The 18,258-nt window shown below is 71.7% G+C and carries 20 protein-coding genes; 8 read left to right on the top strand and 12 right to left on the bottom strand.

Going from position 1 to position 18,258, the window contains the following annotated elements:
• Positions 1-199 precede the first annotated feature (199 nt).
• Positions 200-820, bottom strand: a complete 621-nt coding sequence (locus AC3CF1_RS02270) for a TetR/AcrR family transcriptional regulator (RefSeq protein ID WP_355162675.1) — start codon at positions 818-820, stop codon at positions 200-202.
• Between the two features lie 109 nt (positions 821-929).
• Between AC3CF1_RS02270 and AC3CF1_RS02275 the strand changes: the two genes are divergently transcribed.
• The 3 genes from AC3CF1_RS02275 to AC3CF1_RS02285 all read left to right on the top strand — a co-directional run bounded on the left by AC3CF1_RS02275 (position 930) and on the right by AC3CF1_RS02285 (position 4,011).
• Positions 930-1,403, top strand: coding sequence for a MarR family winged helix-turn-helix transcriptional regulator (locus tag AC3CF1_RS02275; RefSeq protein ID WP_307871552.1), 474 nt, complete (start codon positions 930-932; stop codon positions 1,401-1,403).
• On the top strand, positions 1,400-3,043 hold the full coding sequence (locus AC3CF1_RS02280; RefSeq protein ID WP_488449413.1) for an MDR family MFS transporter: 1,644 nt from the start codon (positions 1,400-1,402) through the stop codon (positions 3,041-3,043). The genes AC3CF1_RS02275 and AC3CF1_RS02280 overlap by 4 nt, the downstream gene beginning before the upstream one ends.
• Positions 3,044-3,147: 104 nt before the next feature.
• Positions 3,148-4,011, top strand: a complete 864-nt coding sequence (locus AC3CF1_RS02285) for a phosphatase PAP2 family protein (RefSeq protein WP_488449414.1) — start codon at positions 3,148-3,150, stop codon at positions 4,009-4,011.
• Between the two features lie 15 nt (positions 4,012-4,026).
• On the opposite strand, the gene AC3CF1_RS02290 is transcribed toward AC3CF1_RS02285, so the two are convergent.
• Both AC3CF1_RS02290 and AC3CF1_RS02295 read right to left on the bottom strand, forming a co-directional pair.
• Positions 4,027-4,836, bottom strand: coding sequence for a CPBP family intramembrane glutamic endopeptidase (locus AC3CF1_RS02290; protein ID WP_488449415.1), 810 nt, complete (start codon positions 4,834-4,836; stop codon positions 4,027-4,029).
• A 37-nt stretch (positions 4,837-4,873) separates the two neighbouring features.
• Entirely contained in the window at positions 4,874-5,617 is a 744-nt protein-coding gene (locus tag AC3CF1_RS02295; RefSeq protein ID WP_488449416.1) for an SAM-dependent methyltransferase, read from the bottom strand.
• 74 nt (positions 5,618-5,691) lie between these two features.
• On the opposite strand from AC3CF1_RS02295, the gene mug reads away from it, so the two are divergent.
• A complete protein-coding gene (gene mug / locus AC3CF1_RS02300) occupies positions 5,692-6,261 on the top strand; it encodes a G/U mismatch-specific DNA glycosylase (protein ID WP_488449417.1) in 570 nt (189 codons plus the stop codon).
• Here mug and AC3CF1_RS02305 read toward each other — a convergent pair.
• Together AC3CF1_RS02305 and AC3CF1_RS02310 are read right to left on the bottom strand one after the other, a co-directional pair.
• Positions 6,258-6,773 carry an SRPBCC family protein gene (locus AC3CF1_RS02305; RefSeq protein WP_488449418.1) on the bottom strand — a complete coding sequence of 172 codons (516 nt, stop codon included), beginning with the start codon at positions 6,771-6,773 and terminating at the stop codon, positions 6,258-6,260. The two genes, mug and AC3CF1_RS02305, sit on opposite strands and share 4 nt — an antisense overlap.
• Entirely contained in the window at positions 6,770-7,132 is a 363-nt protein-coding gene (locus AC3CF1_RS02310; protein ID WP_172862031.1) for a metalloregulator ArsR/SmtB family transcription factor, read from the bottom strand. Before AC3CF1_RS02310 ends, AC3CF1_RS02305 begins: the two co-directional genes overlap by 4 nt.
• 112 nt (positions 7,133-7,244) lie before the next feature.
• On the opposite strand from AC3CF1_RS02310, the gene AC3CF1_RS02315 reads away from it, so the two are divergent.
• Entirely contained in the window at positions 7,245-8,345 is a 1,101-nt protein-coding gene (locus tag AC3CF1_RS02315; RefSeq protein ID WP_099853335.1) for a calcium:cation antiporter, read from the top strand.
• A 3-nt stretch (positions 8,346-8,348) separates the two neighbouring features.
• Here the strand turns inward: AC3CF1_RS02315 and AC3CF1_RS02320 are convergent, their stop codons facing one another.
• Both AC3CF1_RS02320 and AC3CF1_RS02325 read right to left on the bottom strand, forming a co-directional pair.
• Positions 8,349-9,596 carry an RNA polymerase sigma factor gene (locus tag AC3CF1_RS02320; protein WP_488449419.1) on the bottom strand — a complete coding sequence of 416 codons (1,248 nt, stop codon included), beginning with the start codon at positions 9,594-9,596 and terminating at the stop codon, positions 8,349-8,351.
• Between the two features lie 3 nt (positions 9,597-9,599).
• Positions 9,600-9,992 (bottom strand): YciI family protein, encoded by a 393-nt coding sequence (locus tag AC3CF1_RS02325; RefSeq protein ID WP_231927465.1) that lies wholly within the window; start codon positions 9,990-9,992, stop codon positions 9,600-9,602.
• Between the two features lie 268 nt (positions 9,993-10,260).
• Between AC3CF1_RS02325 and AC3CF1_RS02330 the strand changes: the two genes are divergently transcribed.
• The 3 genes from AC3CF1_RS02330 (at position 10,261) to AC3CF1_RS02340 (ending at position 12,171) form a co-directional block, all read left to right on the top strand.
• Positions 10,261-10,479 carry a hypothetical protein gene (locus AC3CF1_RS02330; RefSeq protein WP_354983971.1) on the top strand — a complete coding sequence of 73 codons (219 nt, stop codon included), beginning with the start codon at positions 10,261-10,263 and terminating at the stop codon, positions 10,477-10,479.
• Between the two features lie 171 nt (positions 10,480-10,650).
• A complete protein-coding gene (locus tag AC3CF1_RS02335) occupies positions 10,651-11,394 on the top strand; it encodes a neutral zinc metallopeptidase (RefSeq protein ID WP_210794096.1) in 744 nt (247 codons plus the stop codon).
• 120 nt (positions 11,395-11,514) lie between these two features.
• Positions 11,515-12,171, top strand: coding sequence for an HAD family hydrolase (locus AC3CF1_RS02340; RefSeq protein ID WP_328376347.1), 657 nt, complete (start codon positions 11,515-11,517; stop codon positions 12,169-12,171).
• 14 nt (positions 12,172-12,185) lie between these two features.
• Here AC3CF1_RS02340 and AC3CF1_RS02345 read toward each other — a convergent pair whose 3' ends face one another.
• The 5 genes from AC3CF1_RS02345 to AC3CF1_RS02365 form a co-directional block, all read right to left on the bottom strand.
• Entirely contained in the window at positions 12,186-12,563 is a 378-nt protein-coding gene (locus AC3CF1_RS02345; RefSeq protein ID WP_088948100.1) for a carboxymuconolactone decarboxylase family protein, read from the bottom strand.
• Positions 12,564-12,722: 159 nt separating this feature from the next.
• Entirely contained in the window at positions 12,723-15,278 is a 2,556-nt protein-coding gene (locus tag AC3CF1_RS02350; RefSeq protein WP_488449420.1) for an ABC transporter permease, read from the bottom strand.
• Positions 15,278-16,045, bottom strand: coding sequence for an ABC transporter ATP-binding protein (locus tag AC3CF1_RS02355; protein ID WP_088948102.1), 768 nt, complete (start codon positions 16,043-16,045; stop codon positions 15,278-15,280). The genes AC3CF1_RS02350 and AC3CF1_RS02355 overlap by 1 nt, the downstream gene beginning before the upstream one ends.
• 360 nt (positions 16,046-16,405) lie before the next feature.
• The gene (locus AC3CF1_RS02360) at positions 16,406-17,092 is read right to left on the bottom strand and encodes a response regulator (RefSeq protein ID WP_141909335.1); all 687 of its coding nucleotides are present in this window, start codon (positions 17,090-17,092) and stop codon (positions 16,406-16,408) included.
• A 217-nt stretch (positions 17,093-17,309) separates the two neighbouring features.
• Positions 17,310-18,224 (bottom strand): RecB family exonuclease, encoded by a 915-nt coding sequence (locus AC3CF1_RS02365; protein ID WP_088948104.1) that lies wholly within the window; start codon positions 18,222-18,224, stop codon positions 17,310-17,312.
• Between the last annotated feature and the right edge of the window lie 34 nt (positions 18,225-18,258).

An 18,258-nucleotide genomic window follows, 5' to 3' on the forward strand; every position in this document is an offset into this window, starting at 1 on the left:
ACCGGGTGTCCGGCCGACGTGTCAGCATCCGTGCCGTTGAGGTGCGTCGCCCGCCGATCGCGTCGAATCCCGGAATACCGACGGATCGGCCCCCGGAGGCGGGGCTTTCCGACATTCCCGGACGGCCAGCGGGAGCTGAGCCCGTGGGCGAACCGGAGGCACGAAGGCCCTGGGGACTCTGCGGGGATCGGCGAGCGGGCTAGGCGCCGGTGCTGGTCCAGTGGCCCCGGTGCGACGCCGCGGGAGCGGCCGCGGCGAGTGCGGTCCGGACGGTTTCCGCCATCGGGTCGCCCGGGTGCTCGATCCAGTGCTGGACGGCGACCCGGAGGATGGCCAGGAAGGTCGCGGCCAGGAGGCGGGAGCGCAGTGCCACGTCGTCGTCGGTGAGCCGGTGGGCGAGTTCAGCGGCCAGCTCGCGCTCGATCGCGGCGTACGCCGCCACCTGGTGTGGGGCCAGGCCGGGGTGCCCGCGCAGCTTCCGGCGTTGGGTCAGCCAGGAGGGCTCGGAACCGCCGAAGACCTCCTCGGTGAGGCGCTCGGCTGCCCGGCTCAGGACGGTCCACGGCGCCTCGTCGACGGGCTGCTCGCGGATCAGCTGCAACAGCCGGTGCAGGCGCATGGTGTCGCCGTGGAAGAGGGCCTGCTCCTTGTTCGAGAAGTAGTTGGAGAAGGTCCGCCGGGAGACGTTGGCGGCGTCGGCGATCGCCTCGACCGTCACCGCGTCGATGCCCTCTTCGGCGGCGAGACGGAGGGCCGCCTCGTGCAGGGCGAGACGGGTGGCCGCCTTCTTGCGCTCCCGCAGACCGGTCGTCTCGTCCATCGCACCGAGGGTACGTGCGGGTGAGCGACTTCTCAATGAGCAAACTTGCCTAGTGGGCAAGATCGGTGAATGCTTGCTTGAGGCAACCAACTCTCGTGTGGGAGCAGACGTGGAAAGCGGCGCTAGTGAACTCGGCCTTCGCCTGTACGACCTGGTCAGAAGCGTTCGACTGCTGAAGCAGCGACGGGCTGACGAACGCCCGGCGATTCCGGCGGGCATGCTCGGCATGCTCGTACAGATCGATCAGCTCTCCAGCGACTGCCACGCCCGCGACCTGGCCGACCGCACTCGGCTGGACGCGTCGACCGTCAGCCGCTCGGTCGCGGCGCTCGTCGCGCACGGCCTGGTCGAGCGGCGGCCGGACCCGACCGACAGGCGGGCGACCTTCCTGGCGGTCACCCCGGCCGGCCGTGCCGCCCTGGCCGACAGCCACCGCTGGTACGGCGAGGTGCTCGAACGAGCGCTCGCCGACTGGACTCCCGACGAGGTGGCGGCGCTCAGTGCCGCCCTCGGCCGGTTCACCGGCGACATCGAGGTCGCCCTCGGAAACAACGACAACGACAACCTGGAGGCCGCGCGATGAGCGCACCCACCATCACGGCCGGCGCTGAGCCGATGACCCATCGGCGGACACTGGAAGCGCTCAGTGGCCTGCTGCTGGTGCTCTTCGTCGCGATGCTGAGCAGCACGGTCGTCTCGACCGCGCTTCCGAAGATCATCGGATCGCTGAACGGCTCGCAGACCCAGTACACCTGGGTGGTCACCGCGACCCTGCTCACCGCGACGGCAACCACCCCGATCTGGGGCAAACTGGCCGACCTGTTCAACAAGAAGCTCCTCATCCAGATCGCCATCGTGGTCTTCCTGGTGGGCTCGGTCATCGCGGGCTTCTCGCAGAGCGCCGGCCAGCTCATCGCCGCCCGCGCGTTCCAGGGCATCGGGGTCGGCGGCCTGCAGGCCCTCGTCCAGGTGGCGATCGCGGCCATGATCCCGCCGCGCGAGCGGGGCCGCTACAACGGCTACCTCGGTGGAGTCATGGCCGTCGCGACGGTCGGCGGTCCGCTACTCGGCGGCCTCATCGTCGACACGTCCTGGCTCGGCTGGCGCTGGTGCTTCTTCGTCGGCGTGCCGGTGGCCGCCATCGCGCTGATCCTGCTCCAGGCCACCCTGCACCTGCCGACCGCACGCCGGGAGAACGTCAAGATCGACTACCTGGGTGCCAGTCTCATCGCCGCTGGCGTCAGTCTGCTGCTGATCTGGATCTCCTTCGTCGACAGCTCGTTCGCCTGGGCCTCCTGGCAGACCGCGGCCATGGTGGGCGGCACGCTCGTCCTGCTGGCACTGGCGGTCTGGGTCGAGTCGCGCGCTGCCGAGCCGGTCGTCCCGCTCGGCATCGTGCGTCAGCACACCACCGCGCTGGCCATCCTCGGCAGCCTCGCGGTCGGCATGGCCATGTTCGGCGGTGCTGTCTTCCTCGGCCAGTACTTCCAGATCGGCCGCGGCTACAGCCCGACCGAGGCGGGCCTGCTCACCATCCCGATGATGGCCGGCGTCCTCGGCTCCTCGATCGTCGCCGGTCGGCTGATCACCAAGAGCGGAAAGGTCAAGCCGTACATCGTCGCCGGCTCGATCCTCCTCGTCGCCGGCTTCGCCCTGCTCGGCACCATCGACCACGAGACGTCGCTCGTCCTGGTCGGCGCCGCCATGTTCATCGTCGGCGTCGGCGTCGGTATGACCATGCAGAACCTCGTTCTCGCCGTCCAGAACACGGTCTCGCTCAAGGACATCGGCGCGGCCAGTTCCAGCGTCGCGTTCTTCCGGTCGCTCGGCGGCACCATCGGCGTCTCCGTTCTCGGCGCCGTCCTCGCCCGCCGGGTCAGCGACCAGATCACCCACGACCTCGCCGCCGCCGGGATCCCCACCTCCGGCAGCGCGGGTGGCAGCAGCAACCTCAACATCACCGCCCTGCCCGAGCAGGTCCAGGACATTGTCCGGGCCGCGTACGGTGACGCCACCGGACACATCTTCCTCATCTCCGCCGCCATCGGGGTCGTCGGCATCATCGCCGCGCTCCTGCTCAAGCCGATCACCCTGCGGACCAGCCTCGACCTGCCGGACGCCGCCACGTCGACGGCCGTCGGTGCCGACGCCATCGACGGCGCTCCCGCCTTCGACCAGGTGCGCGTCGACACCACGGACGACGGATCGACCCCCCGACGCTGACGTCGGGCCGTCCGACCCGGGGCCGCCGCCGTCCGAAGACGGCGGCGGCTCCGGTCTGTCCAGCCAGGGCCGCTACGAGCGAACGTCACCGAATCGAGGGGTCTGTGGATACCGCGGAGCTGCCATCGGCGCGGCCGGTGGCACCCGCCCGGCGAGCCGCCGCACTGCGCCGGGCTCTCCGTGAGCTGGGGCTCGTCGCCGCACTGTTTCTCATCTACAAGGCGGCTCGGGTGGCGGGGGCCGACCGGGTGTCGACCGCTGTGGGAAACGGGGAGTGGATCTGGCGGGTGGAGCGCCTGTTCCACCTGCCCGACGAAGCCGCCTTCCAACGTCCGGTGCTCTCCCACGAGCTGTTGGTGCACCTGGCCAACGGCTACTACGCGTACGTGCACTTCCCCGCCACGGTCCTCTGTCTGGTCTGGCTGTACGTACGACACCCCGTGCGTTATCTCTGGACGCGTCGCATGCTCGCCGGGCTCACCGCGGCCGCACTGGCGCTGCACTTCCTGGTCCCGCTGGCACCGCCGCGACTGACCGCCCTGACCGGCATGGTGGACACGGGCAGCCGTTACGGGCCCGCCGTCTACGGCCCACCCGACACGGACGCGTTGAGCAACCAGTACGCCGCCATGCCCTCCCTGCACGTCGGCTGGGCTCTCGCCGTGGCCGTCGCGCTCATCGCGGTGACCGGCGGGCGCCTGCGGTGGCTGTGGCTGGCGCACCCGCTCGCCACCCTGCTGGTGGTGGTGACCACGGGCAACCACTACTGGCTCGACGGCATCGTCGCGGCCGTGCTGCTCGCCATCGTCTGCCTGGTGGTGCCCAGGCCCGGCGCCGGCGACCAGCCCACCCACCCGCCGACGCGGCGCCCGGGCGGATGGCCCCGCCAGCGCGTACCGGCTCCGCAGGCGCCGCCCGGTCACCCGGCCGGGCGAGCCGACGCCGGTGACGTCGTGCGAACGCCATGACCGTTGGTGTGCTCGTCAGCCGGTCGCCTCCGGTTCACGTGCCTGCCAGCTCAGGCGGTCGCGGTGCAGCCGTTGCACGGCTGCCCAGCCGAACGTGAACGGTATGGCACCCATGGCGACCAGTCCCAGGACGCCCGATCCGGTCACGTCGAAGACGGCGCCCACGTCGCCGAACAGTTGGGCGACTGCCTGGAAGGCCACGTGGAAGCCGATGCCCGCCCAGATGTCGCCGGTGGCGACCCGGAAGCCACCCAGGAGCAGAGCGAAGACGAAGAACAGCAGCAGTCTGTCGGGGGAGGTGGCGGCGCCGACCAGAAACCCGAACAGGGTGAACAACACGGACTGCCCGAGGACGGCCTGCCAGGCCGGTAACCGGGTGGCGAGGTTGCGCTGAAGGTAGCCGCGGAAGACGAGCTCTTCCGGCAGCGCCTCGTACAGGAAGACGAGGACGACCAGCAGCGCCGCCACGCCCAGGGCGTGCGCCGCGGAGGTGCGCAGGCGGATCTCGACCCAACCGAAGCCGAGGCAGAGCGCGAACCCCGCGGCGGCGGGGATGAGCCAGCAGGCCATGCCGAGCAGCAGTCGTCGCCAACCGGTGCGCAGGGAGGGCAGCCCGAGACCGGTCCAGGGGCGACGGTCGAGCAGGCGACGGGCGGCCACCACCAGGGGTACGACGAGCACCGTCGTGAGGATGGCCCTGGCCACATGGGTCGGGCGGCCGTAGTCGCCATCGAGAAGAGCCCCGACAAGCAGCCACACCAGCACAGCGCCGACGGACACGACGAGGACCCGCCAGGGCAGGGCGAGACGAGGTCCGGCGCTCACCGCGCGCAGCGTAGCCAGGGGTGGCAAGGGCGACCGGTCAGCGACCGAGGACGAGGTAGGCGAGGCCGAGAACGCCGCGATAGCCGTCGACGTACTCGCGCAGGCGATCGTCGAGTTCCGCGCGGACATCGGCCGACCGGGGGTCCTCCGGGTAGCTGAGCAGCCACTCCTGGCGGCCCGCCAGCCAGGTGGATTCGAAGTCGTCCCACTCCCGTTGGTCGGCGGTGCTCAGGTGCAGCACCCGCCATCCCCGCTCACGGGCAGCTTCGACGAGCCCCGGCAGATCCGTGACCTCCGCGCCGAAGGTCTGCTCGACAGCCGGCGTGGGGGGACGTTCCCAGTACGCCTCACCGAACAGCAGCCTTCCGCCGGGCCGGACCACCCTGGCGAGGGCGTCGAGGGCGGCGTCGGTGCCACCGAAGGCGTGCGCCGAGCCGATGCAGAGGACCCGGTCGGCGGGCTCCTGCCAGGCCGCCGCTTCGCCCATCACGAAGGCGACGTGCCGGTTCAGGGACCGCCCCGCGGCCAGCCGCCGCCCCCGGGCGAGGGCAGCGTCGTCGGTGTCGACGCCGACGCCCCTCGTCGCCACCGGGCCGGACACGCCTCCGGCGGCGACCGCCCGCAGCAGCAGCTCACCCCAGCCGCAGCCGAGGTCGAGCACGCGCGCGCCCGTGCGGACGTCGAGTCGTTGCAGCAGCAACGCCGCGTGCTCCTGCGACAGCGGAGTGTTCCAGCGCATCCGGGCGTAGCGGCTGGCGGCGAGGTGGTCGGTTGACTGCATGCGTTGAGGGTGTCAAGGCGTGATCGTCGGCGTGCGCCGGGTCCGACACTCCGGCGTACGGCAGGATCGGTCAGATGGGCGCGCAGCAGGCGGGGCCGTTTCGGCGGCCGACCCCGCAGGAGGTGGCGGCGGCGGCCGGCCGCGGCCTCGCGGACGTGATCGGCCCCGGCCTGCGGGTGCTGTTCTGTGGCTTCAACCCGGGCCTCTATTCCGCCGCCGTGGGGTTGCCCTTCGCCCGCAAGGGCAGCCGGTTCTGGCCGGCCCTGCACGGCGGCGGCTTCACCGAGCGGGAGCTGCACCCGTGGGAACACGACGAGCTGCTGCGCCAGGGCCTGGGCATCACCAGCCTGAGCAACCGGGCCACCGCCCGCGCCGACGAACTGACGTCGGCGGAACTGGTGGCCGGCGTGACGGGGTTGGCGGTGAAGGCGCAGCGGTACCGGCCGCGGTGGGTGGCCATCCTCGGGGTGACCGCGTACCGGATCGCCTTCGTCCGACCCCGGGCCGGGCTGGGTCCGCAGCCGGACCGGCTGGGCCCGGCCCGGCTCTGGGTGCTGCCCAACCCCAGCGGTCTGAACGCGCACTTTCCGCTGCCGGCGTTGACCGCCGAGTTTGGCAAGCTGCGCCAGGAGATCGACGGTTAGGCGTGCGGGGTGGACGCCTCGGCGGTCAGCGCCTGGTAGTAGGGCTGCATCGTGGGGTGGTAGTCGTCGAACTGGGGGAGGGGTGAGCCGTCCCGGGAGGCGACCAGCATGTCCAGGTAGTACTCCCAGCCGGCGCCGACCTCGGCGATGCCCTCCACGCTGGTGAGGTGCTGGACGAACCGCAGCTCGGTGGTGCCGTCGGTCTCGGTCAGCACCATCTCCAGCAGCCAGGTCCCGTAGCTGTCGATCATCGACACGGCGAGGCGTCGCTCTGGTTCGCACGCGTCGATGCGCACGTCACACCAGGGCTGCTGCTCCTCGTACGCCATCTGGACCTGGATGGTCCGTCCGGGCGCGGCGTCGCCCTTCCAGGGGCCGAACCAGCGGGCCGTGCGTTCCGACTCGGTCAGGCCGGCCCAGACGTCCGTCGCCGGGGCGCGGAACGTCCGGGTCAGGACGAGATCGTGGCCGGTGGCGGTGCGAAACAGGCGTCCGGCGGGTGTACGGGTCATGCCGTGTGCTCCCTTCGGTGCTCCGCCGGGCCGCGGCTGCGGCGCTCTCGGCGGGTGCGATAGACCTCGGTCTCCAACGCGTCGAGGTGCCGCTCCCACCGGTCGGGGGCCGCGAGCGCGGCGAGCCAGTCGACCAGCGGGGCGAGCGGGCGCGGATCGAATCGGTAGATCCGCTGTCGGCCGACCATCTCGTCGTGCACCAGACCGCTCTCGCGCAGCAGCCGCAGGTGGCGGCTGATCGCGGGTCGACTGATCACGAATCGCTGGGCGATGTCGCCCGCGGACAACGGCTCGTCGCGCAGCAGGGTCAGGATGTGCCGTCGTACCGGATCCGCGATCGCGGTGGCCACCTCGTTCACCTGGGAAGCGTAACCTATCGGTTACGGGTTAACGTGGTGAAGGCCACGGACGGCCGCATTTCGCCGCGTCGATGGTGGGCACATGATCACTTGACCTGGCACTCTGTAAGGCATGGCCGCCCTCCTTCGCTCCCGCTTGACCGACTGGACGTTTGTCGTACCCGTGCTCGCCGTCCTGATATTGATGGTCACCTGGGGGCGGAGCCTGCCTGGGCCCGTCATCGTGCTCGTCGCGGTGCTGCTCGGCGGCGCGGTGCTCGCGGCCGTGCACCACGCGGAGGTGGTCGCCCACCGGGTGGGGGAGCCGTACGGGTCTCTGGTGCTCGCCGTCGCGGTCACCGTGATCGAGGTGGCCCTGATCGTCACGCTCATGATCAGCGGGCCGGAGAAGACCCAGTCGCTGGCGCGCGATACCGTCTTCGCCGCCGTCATGATCACGTGTAACGGGATACTCGGCCTGTCCCTGCTGCTCGGGGCGCTGCGCCGCCGAGTGGCCGTGTTCAACCCGGAGGGCACCGGCGGTGCGCTGGCCACCGTGATCACCCTGGCCACCCTGAGCCTGGTCATCCCCAGCTTCACCACGGCCCGCCCCGGCCCGGAGTTCAGCCCGGCCCAACTCGTCTTCGCCGCCGTCGCGTCGCTGGCCCTGTACGGGCTGTTCGTGCTCGTGCAGACCGGCCGGCACCGCGACTACTTCCTGCCGGTCGACAGCCGGGGCAAGGTCATCGAGACGGAGGAGCACGCCAAACCACCCACCACCCGTGCGGCGCTGGTCAGCCTGGGCCTGCTGCTGGTGGCGCTGGTCGCGGTGGTCGGCGACGCCAAGACGGTCTCCCCGACCATCGAGGCCGGGGTCGCGGCGGCGAACCTGCCGCACGCGTTCGTCGGCGTGATCATCGCCCTGCTGGTGCTGCTGCCGGAGACCCTGGCCGCCGCCCGCGCCGCCCGCCGAGACCGGGTCCAGACCAGCCTGAACCTCGCGCTCGGCTCCGCGATGGCCAGCATCGGCCTGACCATCCCGGCCATCGCGATCGCCTCGATCTGGCTGGACGGCCCGCTGCTGCTCGGCCTCGGCGGCACCCAGCTCACGCTGCTCGCGCTGACCGCCGTGACCGCGGTGCTGACCGTCGTGCCGGGTCGGGCCAACGTGCTGCAGGGTGGCGTACACCTGGTGTTGATGGCCGCCTTCGTCTTCCTGGCCGCGAGCCCTTGACCGTCACACGCTGCCGCCCGCGAGCCGGTCCGCGCGGGCGTTCAGGTAGCGCTGCTGCGCCAGGTTCGTCGACCGGGACGCCGCCATCCGGTACGCCTCCCGCGCCGCGACCCGCTCACCGACCAGCTCCCACAGGTGGGCGCGGGCGGCCGGCAACCGTGGGTCGTCGGCCAGTCGGGGATCGTCGGCCAGGTCGGCGAGCAGCGCCAGGCCAGCCGACGGACCGCGGCTCATCGCCACCGCCACCGCATGGTTGAGCGCCACCACCGGGTTGTCGGACATGCCGAGCAGCACCTCGTACAGGGCGGTGATCTGCGGCCAGTCGGTCGCCGCCGCACTGGGCGCCTCGTCGTGCACCGCCGCGATGGCCGCCTGGAGCTGGTAGGGCCCGACGACCCCGCGCGGCAGTGCCCCGGTGATCAGGTCGACCCCCTCGGCGATCTGGTCGGCCCGCCACCGGCTCCGGTCCTGCTCGGCCATCGGCACCAGGTCGCCGTGCGGCCCGAGCCGGGCCGGAGCGCGGGCGTCGGTGAGCAGCATCAACGCGAGCAGCCCGGTGACCTCAGGATCGTCGGGCAGCAGCCGGTGCACCAGGCGGGTCAGCCGGATCGCCTCGGCAGTCAGGTCGGCGCGTAGCAACCCGGGGCCGGCCGTGCGCGCGTACCCCTCCGTGAAGATCAGGTAGAGCACGTGCAGCACGGCGTCGAGCCGGTCCGCGCGCTCCGGGCCGGTCGGCGGCGCGAACCGCAGTCCACTGTCGCGGATCCGTTGCTTTCCCCGGCTGATCCGCCGGGTCATCGTCGCCTCCGGCACCAGGAACGCACGTGCCACCTCAGCGGTGCTCAGCCCGCCCACGGCGCGCAGCGTGAGCGCGATCTGCGACGCCGGCGACAGCGCCGGGTGGCAGCACAGGAAGAGCAGGATGAGCGTGTCGTCCGCGTCAGCCGTCGGGTGGTCAGCCGCCGGAGCGCGCCACTGCTCCGGCAGCACCCACCGCGCCACCGTGTCCTCCCGCCGCCTGCGGGCCTGCTCCCGGCGCAGCAGGTCGGTCAGCCGGCGGGACGCGACGATGATCAACCAGCCGCGCGGGTTGTCCGGTACGCCGTCGCGCGGCCAACCGCCCGCCGCCGCGATCAGCGCCTCCTGCACCGCGTCCTCGGCGGTGTCGAAATGCCCGTAGCGACGTACCAGCGCGCCGAGGACCTGCGGCGCCAGCTCGCGCAGCAGGTCCTCGACAGGTGTCTGGGCCACCGGTCAGCCGGCCAGGTCCTCGATGCCCTCCAGCACCGGCCGCACGTCCACGTACCCGCCGGGGGCGTTGGGGTCGACCAAGCCGGCGGCGATCTCGGTGGCCCGGTCGAAGCTGGCGCACTCCACGATCGTGTAACCCGCCAGGACCTCCTGCGTCTCCGGGTACGGCCCGTCGGTGACCACGGGTGCGCCCTCGCGGACCTGCACCCGGCGCGCGTGCACGGGCTCGCTCAAGCCCTGGGCGTCGACCAGCTCCCCGGACTCGGCCAGCGCCTGGTGGAACGTCTCCATGTGCTGGTGCATCGCCGCGATCTGCTCGGCCGACATCGCGGGCCGGTCGGAAGCCCGCCCCGACAACACGTCGTAGTCCTGCTGCGATCCGTAGAGCAGAATCATGTACTTCACGGGTGCTCCCTCCTGTTGGCTGGTGCCGCCGCGGCACCGCCTCACCAGAAACGTCGAACCCAACCCCCAACCCCGGACACCCACCCCACCCCGACCCCACCAGATCCCTACCACCCCACCCCAACTCCACCCCGACCCGCCCCGGTGATCAAGAGCTTTGCGTCACGACACGCCGGGCGGGCTGACGCAAAGCTCTTGATCACCAGCGCGGAGCAACAGGGACAGTCAACGGGTGGTGGGTGGGGGTTAGCTTGGCGGGATGGGGACTGTGTGGGTGGTGCTGGGGATCTTTGTGGCGGTGGCTGGTTCCGCGTTCGGGGTTGTGGTTTGGCGGGGGCGGGGGACCCGGGTCGGTGGGGTGGGGGGCGACGAGCCGGTGGCTGGGCGGGACGCCCGGGTGCGGCAGCAGCGGTACGAGGCCGAGCGGCACGGCGACCAGGGCGGCACCTGGCAGCGCGGTCGCGAGTCGGGCGGTTGAGCGGCACTGCCCGTAGGACCCGCCCGGGCAGTGCCGCCCGTTGGAGCCGCCGCCCGTCGAGCCCGCCGCCCTGAACCGTCCGGTCGCGCCGCGCGTGAAACCGGTGACGGGGCGTTTCGGTCGCATCGTCGGGGTACTACCACCGCGAGCACCGATGTCTGGGGAGGCACAGTGGGCACACGGTCGAGGCGCGATGCCCGGGGTCCGGTGGCCGCGCTGCTGATCGCCGCGCTGGTGTCACTCGCCTGCGCGGGCGGCGGGCTGGCCGAGCCGGAGGGTGAGCGTCCCGCCCCGGGCCGGTCGCAGGCATCCCCGGGGCCGAGCACCACCCGGGCCGACAGCACCACCAGCGTCGCCGAGTTCGAGCAGGACGTCGCCGACGCGCAGGAGATCGCCGAGCGCTACTGGGCGGCCCAGTTCAAGGAGTCCGGGCAGCGGTTCCAGCCCATCCGGCGGATCACCCCCTACCAGCGGGCGGGCGAGGTGTCCTGCGGTGGTCAGCCGTTGCCCCGCAACAACGCCGTCTACTGCTCGCAGGGCGACTTCATCGCGTACGACGTCGCCTGGTCCGTGGCGGCGTTCCGCCAGGTCGGCGACGCGTTCGTGTTCTACCTGCTCGGCCACGAGTACGCGCACGGCATCCAGGTGCGCCTCGGCATCAACTACAGCTTCACCATCCAGCAGGAGTTGCAGGCCGACTGCATGGCCGGGGCGTACCTCGGCGACTCGGTGCGTGCCGGCGCGCTGACCCTGGCCGAAGGCGACCTGGACGAGTTCCGCGAGGGGGTGGCGGCGGTCGGCGACGACCCCGACCAACCGTGGTTCGCGGAGGGCTCGCACGGCACCGCCGAGCAGCGCACCGACTCGTTCTTCCGCGGCTACGAGCGCTCACTGGAGGCCTGCGACCTGGGCTGAACGGGTTGCCCGGATCACGTCGGCACCCGTCGCGGCCGTCGGCGGTGGCTCGGCCTGGCAGGATCGCCGATGTCGGCCACGACCCTGGAGGATCCGCTGAGCAGCCATCACCCCGCCGCCGTGCTCTTCGACATGGACGGCACGCTGGTCGACAGCGAGAAGCTGTGGGACGTCGCGCTGCAGGAACTCGCCCAGGAGTACGGCGGGGAGCTGTCCGAGGACGCCCGCCGGTCGATCGTCGGCACCGCCATGGCCGAGTCGATGCGCATCCTGCACGACGACCTGGGGCAGCCCGAACGGGATCCGGAGATCAGCGGGGCGTGGATCAACGCGCGGATCCTGGAGCTGTTCCGCACCGGCCTGCCCTGGCGGCCCGGCGCGTTCGAGCTGCTCCGCGCGGTCCGCGCGGCGGGAATCCCCACCGCGCTGGTCACCTCCAGCCCCCGGGCGCTGGTCGAGATCGCCCTGGACACCCTGGGTCGGGACAACTTCGACACGGTGGTCGCCGGTGACGAGGTGGTCGCGGCCAAGCCGCACCCGGAGCCCTACCTGACCGCGGCGCGGCTGCTGGGTGTGCCGATCGAGCGTTGTGTGGCGATCGAGGACTCCGCGACCGGGGTGGCCAGCGCGCTCGCGTCCGGCGCGGCGGTGCTGGCCGTACCGGCGGAGGTGGCGCTCGCGAGCACTGTCGGCGTACGCCAGACGGAGAGCCTGACCGGCGTGGACCTGGAGTTTCTCGCGGCGTTGCTGACCGACCGGGCCGCGGCGACGGGCTGACGGGTCGACCCGGGTCACGGGCGTTCGGCGAAGACCGCCCCGACCACCTGGTAACTGTCGAACGCTCTCGCGGCCCCCGCGTACGCGGCCAGGTGGATGAACACCTCGACGATCTCTTCCTTGGTCACGCCCGAGCTCAACGCGATGCGCAGCTGGCCCCGCAGCGGCTCGTGGGTGCCGAGGGTGGCGGCGACCGCCACCGAGACGAGGCAGCGGCTGCGCAGGTCCAGGCCCTCCCGGGGCCATGCCTCGCCGAAGGTCTGCACGGTGGCGAGACGACGGAAGTCGTGCCCGACCGGCGGTTCGCCCTCGCCGAGCGGCAGCACCAGTGGCTGACCGAGGAGCCGCTCGGCGTTGTCGAGTGCCCGCTGGTACGCGTCCTGATCGGTCATGTCACCGGCCCCCGCTCACCGCCGTGGTCGCTGGCGGGCCGGTGCCCTGCCGGCACCACCAGCCTGGCAGTCGATCGCTGGCGGCCGCTGTCGAATCGGTCAGCCCGCGACGGCCGATGCCCCCGATCGCCAGGCGACCGGGGGCATCCATGGTGCCGATCAGTCGTGGGCGATGGCGCCCAGCACGTTGATCCGGGCCGCCCGGATGGCCGGCAGCACCGCTGCCACCACCCCGATGATCGCGGCGAGGCCGAGGAAGACACCCATCTGCCCCCAGGGGAGGATCAGGTCGGTGATGCCCTCGTCCTTGAGTGCCTCGACCACCGCGGTGCCGAGGCCGGTGCCGACCACCACGCCCAGCAACGCGCCGAACACGGAGATCACCACCGCCTCCACCGTGATCATGCCCATTGTCTGGCCGCGGCGCAGGCCGATCGCCCGCAGCAGACCCAGCTCGCGGGTCCGCTCCAGCACCGACAGCGCCAGGGTGTTGATGATGCCGAGCACGGCGATGATGATGGCCAGCGCCAACAGGATCTGGATCATCGTGAGCAGGCCGTCGAGCGAACTCGTCTGCTGCTCGATGAACGCGTCCCGGTCGGCCACCGACACCTCGGGGCTGTCCGCGAGGAGCGCCTCCACCTGCGGCTGCACGTCGGACACCCGCGCGCCCGGGGCGAGCTGGATGAAGCCCTGGATGGGCTGCGGGATGGCGAAGTCCTTCGCCGCGGCCGGCGGCAGCGTCACCGGGTTGGTCAGCTGCGACGACTCGTAGATGCCGCTGACCGTGTACGTGCGGACCTCACCGCGGGTCAGCTGCACGTTCACCGTCGAGCCCACCGACCAGCCACGGGACGTGGCGGTGTCCGAGCTGGCCAGCATCTGGGTCGGCCCGAGCCGGTCGATGTCACCGGCGGTGGCCTTGGCGCCGAAGATCTGCCGCAACGACGCGATGTCGCTGCTCGCCGCGACCCAGGTGCTCTCGCCGTCGACCCTCGCCATGTCGCCGTACTCACCGTCGACCAGCTGCACGCCGGGCAGAGCCTTCGCCTTGTCCAACACGCCCGGGTCGAAGCTCGGCGGACGCGGACCGCCCTGCTGCCCGGAGATCACCAGCTGGGCCTTGATGGTGTCCTGGGCGAGCGCGCTGATGCTGCCCTTGGCCGAGTCGAGGATCACCGTGACGCCGGTGACCAGCGCGATGCCGACCATCAGCGCCGCGGCGGTGATCGCCGTACGGCGCGGGTTGCGCCCGGAGTTGAGCCGGCCCAGCTTGCCCGGCACCGACCAGGAGAAGATCGCCCCGAGCAGGCTCACCACCGGCCGGCTGATCAGCGGGGTCAGCAGCGCCACGCCGATGAAGGCGAACAGCACCCCGCCGAGGATGGTGGCCAGGGTCTGACCGCCGGCGTTGCCGCTGAGCCCGAGGAACAGCAGCACCGCGCCGATGCCGGTGACCACCGACCCGGTCACGGTGATCTTGGTCAACGGCCGGTCCGGCGTGGCCACGTCCTGCATCGCCGCGATCGGCGGGATCCGCGATGCCCGCAGCGCCGGCAGCAGCGCCGCCACCACAGTGATGACCAGCCCCACGGCGAATGACCCGATCACCGCTGCCGCCGGCACACCGATCCCGGCCAGGGTCAGGCCGCCGGCCAGCTTGCCGAACAGGAACGCCAGCAGCGCGCCCACCCCGATGCCGGCGGCGAGGCCGAGCACCGAGGCGATCAGACCGACCGCGATGGCTTCCAGCACCACCGAACCGATGATCTGCCGCCCACTGGCCCCGATGGCGCGCATCAGCGCCAACTCGCGGGTGCGCTGGGCCACGATGATCGAGAAGGTGTTGAGGATCAGGAACGTGCCCACCAGCAATGCCACCGCGGCGAAGCCGAGCAGGATCTTGTTGAAGAAGGACAGGCCCTCCTTCAGGCTGGCCGAGGCGTCCGCGGCCACCTGCTCGCCGGTCTTCACGTCGAAGTCCGCGCCCAGGGTGCGGGCCACGTCGTCGCGCAGCTTCTCGTCGGAGACCCCGTTGGCGGCGTTCACGGTGATGCTGCTGAACGTGTCCGGCTCGCCCAGCATCAGCCGCTGCGCCACCGGCGTGGTGAAGAAGACCTCGTTGACCCCGCCGATGGAGTCCCGGTCACCGCTGTAACCGGCGATGCCGACCAGGGTGAAGTCCCGCTTCTTCGACTCGAACGCGGTGAGCACGCCGACCTTCTGGCCGACCTGCACCTTCGCCGTGGTGGCCAGGGACTTGTTGATGACGATCTCGTCCTCGGCCTGCGGCGCGCGGCCCTCGCGCAGCTGCAGCAGGTCGCTCTCACCGGTCCAGTTCTCGCCCAGCTGCGGCGGACCGAACGAGCTGACGACCTTGCCGTTGCTGCCGATCACCCGCGCGCCGTCGGCGTTCACGATGCCCGTGGCCGAGGCCACGCCCGGCACCTGCTTCACCCGGTCCACCAGGGCGGCCGGCAGGGGAGCGGAGGTCTGCTCGCCCTCCATCTCGTTGAGCTCCACCTTCGGCTTCGCCGCGACGTTCACGTCGATCTCGGAGAAGCCGTCGGCGAAGACCGAGTCGAAGGAACGGCCCAGCGTGTCGGTGAGCACGAAGGCGCCGGACACGAACATGACCCCGAGCACGACCGCCAGCCCGGACAGGATCAGCCGGACCTTGCGGGCCAGCAGACTCTTCAGTGTCGCCCGGAACATCAGTTGCCCACCTCAGCCGGAGTGTCCAGCTTCTTCATGGTGTCCAGCACCGTCTCGGCGGTCGGCTCGATCAGCTCCGAGACGATCTCCCCGTCGGCGAGGAAGACCACCCGGTCGGCGTACGCGGCGGCGGTCGGGTCGTGGGTGACCATGACGATGGTCTGGCCGTGCTCGCGCACCGAATTACGCAGGAAGCCGAGCACCTCCGCGCCGGAGCGCGAGTCCAGGTTGCCGGTCGGCTCGTCCGCGAAGATCACCTCCGGGCGGGAGACCAGGGCCCGCGCGCACGCCACCCGCTGTTGCTGCCCGCCGGAGAGCTGCGCCGGCCGGTGGTCCAGCCGGTCCCGCAGACCAACCGTGTTGATCACCGTGTCGTACCAGGCCGGGTCCGGCTTGCGCCCGGCGATCGACAGCGGCAGCAGGATGTTCTCCTTCGCGGTCAGGGTGGGCAGCAGGTTGAACTGCTGGAAGATGAACCCGACCTTGTCGCGGCGCAGCTTCGTCAGACCCGCGTCACCCAGCCCGGTCACGGTCGTCTCACCGATCTGCACCGTCCCCCGGGTCACCGAGTCCAGGCCGGCCAGGCAGTGCATCAGCGTCGACTTGCCGGACCCCGACGGCCCCATGATCGCGGTGAAGCGGCCACGTTCGAACTCCGCGCTGACCCCCCGCAGCGCGATGACCTGAGCCTCGCCGCTGCCGTACACCTTCCACACGTCGTTCGCCCGGGCCGCGGCCTGCGCCTGCTGGCCTACCGTCGCGGTCACGTCATCTACCTCTTCCGTCTGTCCGAAAATGCACGCCGCCCCCCGATGGTCCGGCGCGACTAGTTCAATCATCGGTGCTGCTCACGCCCGCCCCGTCCGCCCAGGGGCTGACCCGGAGCGGATATTCCGCTGCGGGTGCACCCCCATGTCGGATCAGGGTTGCCCCTGACCCGGCGACCGGTCGACCGTGTTTCCAGCCGGCGAAACCCCCCGCCGGCTCCGACTGTGTCCCCTCACGTCACAGGAGGGTCAACCGCGCCGGGCCGTCTCCGGTCACGGTAGGTGACGGAGGCAACGGCGGCCGTCACCCCACGGTGGGATCTTCGAGTACGCCGGGTGAGGTAGTCGGGCCGCCGGCGGCTACGCCCTGGGGCGGACCAAGCCCGACTCGTACGCCAGCACGACGGCCTGCACCCGGTCGCGCAGCCGCAGCTTGGTCAGCACATGCCCCACGTGGGTCTTGATGGTGGTTTCGCTGACCGACAGCACCGCCGCGATCTCGGCGTTGGACAGCCCTCGGGCGACCTGCACCAGCACCTCGCGTTCCCGGTCGGTGAGCGCGTCGAGCGCCGCCGACGGCGTCGCCGCCGGGTCGGGCAGCAGCTCGGCGAACCGGTCCAGCAGTCGCCGCAGGATGCGGGGAGCCACCACCGCGTCCCCACCGGCGACAGTGCGGATCGCCGCGATCAACTCCTCGGCGGGCACGTCCTTGGCCAGGAACCCGCTGGCGCCCGCACGCAACGCGCCCACCACGTACTCGTCCAGGTCGAAGGTAGTCAGCACCAGCACCCGCACCGGCAGTCGGGCGTCGACGATCGCCCGAGTCGCGGCCACCCCGTCCATCCGGGGCATCCGGATGTCCATCAGAACGACGTCGGGCAGCAGCCGGCGGGACAGCTCCACCGCCTCCACGCCGTCACCGGCCTCCGCCACCACGTGCAGGTCGCCCTCGGCGCCCAGCACCATCCGGAACCCGGTACGCAGCAGCGGCTGGTCGTCGGCGAGCAGGATCCGCACCGGCCGCCCCGGTGTCGCCCGTTCGGTCATCCCGCCTCCTGTCCGGCCTGCCGCACCCGGTCATCCTCGCGTACGTCGGCGGGTGCGTCGCGAATCACCGTAGAGGCCGGCCGGTCGCCCTGTCCCGACCGCAGCGGCACCGCTGCGGTCGGGTCCCCAACCGATCGGCGCGGCTCGCCCACCGACCCGAGGAGGCGATCAGCGTCGCCGGAGCCGGACCGACCTCACCGCGACGCGGGGGTGGCTGTCACTCGTCGGCGCCCGGCACCACCGGAACCGACCGGGAGTCGCGCAGCGGGTCGGCACTCGCCGCCGCGACCGGGAACGGCGGCGGAGTGCCACCGAAGGTGGGACAGAGCGCCTGGTGGCTGCACCAGTCGCACAGCTTGCTCGGTCGAGGCCGGAAATCCTGCCGGGCGGTGGCCTGCTCGATGGCCCGCCACAGGGCCACCACCGTGCGCTCGAAGCGGACCAGCTCGTCGGCGTCCGGCGTGTAGTCCAACACCTCGGCGTCACGCAGGTAGAGCAGCCGCAGCACCCGGGGCACCACCCCCCGGGTGCGCCACAGCACCAGGGCGTAGAACTTGAGCTGGAACAGCGCCCGCGCCTCGAACGCCTCCCGCGGAGCGCCGCCGGTCTTGTAGTCGACCACCCGCAGCGCCCCGTCCGGGGCGACGTCGAGCCGGTCGAGGTAACCCCGGATCAGCAACTCGTCGTCGACCACCGCCGAGATCAGGCTCTCCCGCTCGGCCGGCTCCAACCGGGTCGGGTCCTCCACGGCGAAGTAACCCTCCAGCAGCCCGGCGGCCGAGCGGAGGAACTCCACCGGGTCGGCCGGCTCGGCGCCGTCGAACACCCCGGCCAGCTCCGGCTGCTCGGTGACCAGCCGGTCCCACTGTGGGGCCACCAGATCGCCGGCCGCCGCCGGTGTGCGGCCCTGCGCGGGCAGGTCGAACAGGCGCTCCAGCACCGCGTGCACCAGCGTGCCCCGGGCCTGCTCCATGGTGGTGCGCTCGGGTAGCCGGTCGATGCTGCGGAACCGGTAGAGCAGCGGGCAGGTCTTGAAATCCGCCGCACGCGACGGCGACAGCGAGGCCCGCACCGTCGGCGGCGCCTGCGCCGGGGTGGAAGGTTGGGGAGTGGTGACCGGTTCCGCCGTCATGTCGGCAAAGGTTAGGGCACCGGTGTGACACCGA

It is taken from the genome of Micromonospora sp. MGP-C2, from assembly GCF_057766525.1.

Coding starts and splice junctions, on each gene's coding strand:
- AC3CF1_RS02270 (WP_355162675.1), bottom strand. CDS start 820: ATGGACGAGACGACCGGTCTGCGGGAGCGCAAGAAGGCGGCCACCCGT.
- AC3CF1_RS02280 (WP_488449413.1), top strand. CDS start 1,400: ATGAGCGCACCCACCATCACGGCCGGCGCTGAGCCGATGACCCATCGG.
- AC3CF1_RS02295 (WP_488449416.1), bottom strand. CDS start 5,617: ATGCAGTCAACCGACCACCTCGCCGCCAGCCGCTACGCCCGGATGCGC.
- mug (WP_488449417.1), top strand. CDS start 5,692: ATGGGCGCGCAGCAGGCGGGGCCGTTTCGGCGGCCGACCCCGCAGGAG.
- AC3CF1_RS02305 (WP_488449418.1), bottom strand. CDS start 6,773: ATGACCCGTACACCCGCCGGACGCCTGTTTCGCACCGCCACCGGCCAC.
- AC3CF1_RS02315 (WP_099853335.1), top strand. CDS start 7,245: ATGGCCGCCCTCCTTCGCTCCCGCTTGACCGACTGGACGTTTGTCGTA.
- AC3CF1_RS02325 (WP_231927465.1), bottom strand. CDS start 9,992: ATGATTCTGCTCTACGGATCGCAGCAGGACTACGACGTGTTGTCGGGG.
- AC3CF1_RS02330 (WP_354983971.1), top strand. CDS start 10,261: ATGGGGACTGTGTGGGTGGTGCTGGGGATCTTTGTGGCGGTGGCTGGT.
- AC3CF1_RS02345 (WP_088948100.1), bottom strand. CDS start 12,563: ATGACCGATCAGGACGCGTACCAGCGGGCACTCGACAACGCCGAGCGG.
- AC3CF1_RS02350 (WP_488449420.1), bottom strand. CDS start 15,278: ATGTTCCGGGCGACACTGAAGAGTCTGCTGGCCCGCAAGGTCCGGCTG.
- AC3CF1_RS02360 (WP_141909335.1), bottom strand. CDS start 17,092: ATGACCGAACGGGCGACACCGGGGCGGCCGGTGCGGATCCTGCTCGCC.
- AC3CF1_RS02365 (WP_088948104.1), bottom strand. CDS start 18,224: ATGACGGCGGAACCGGTCACCACTCCCCAACCTTCCACCCCGGCGCAG.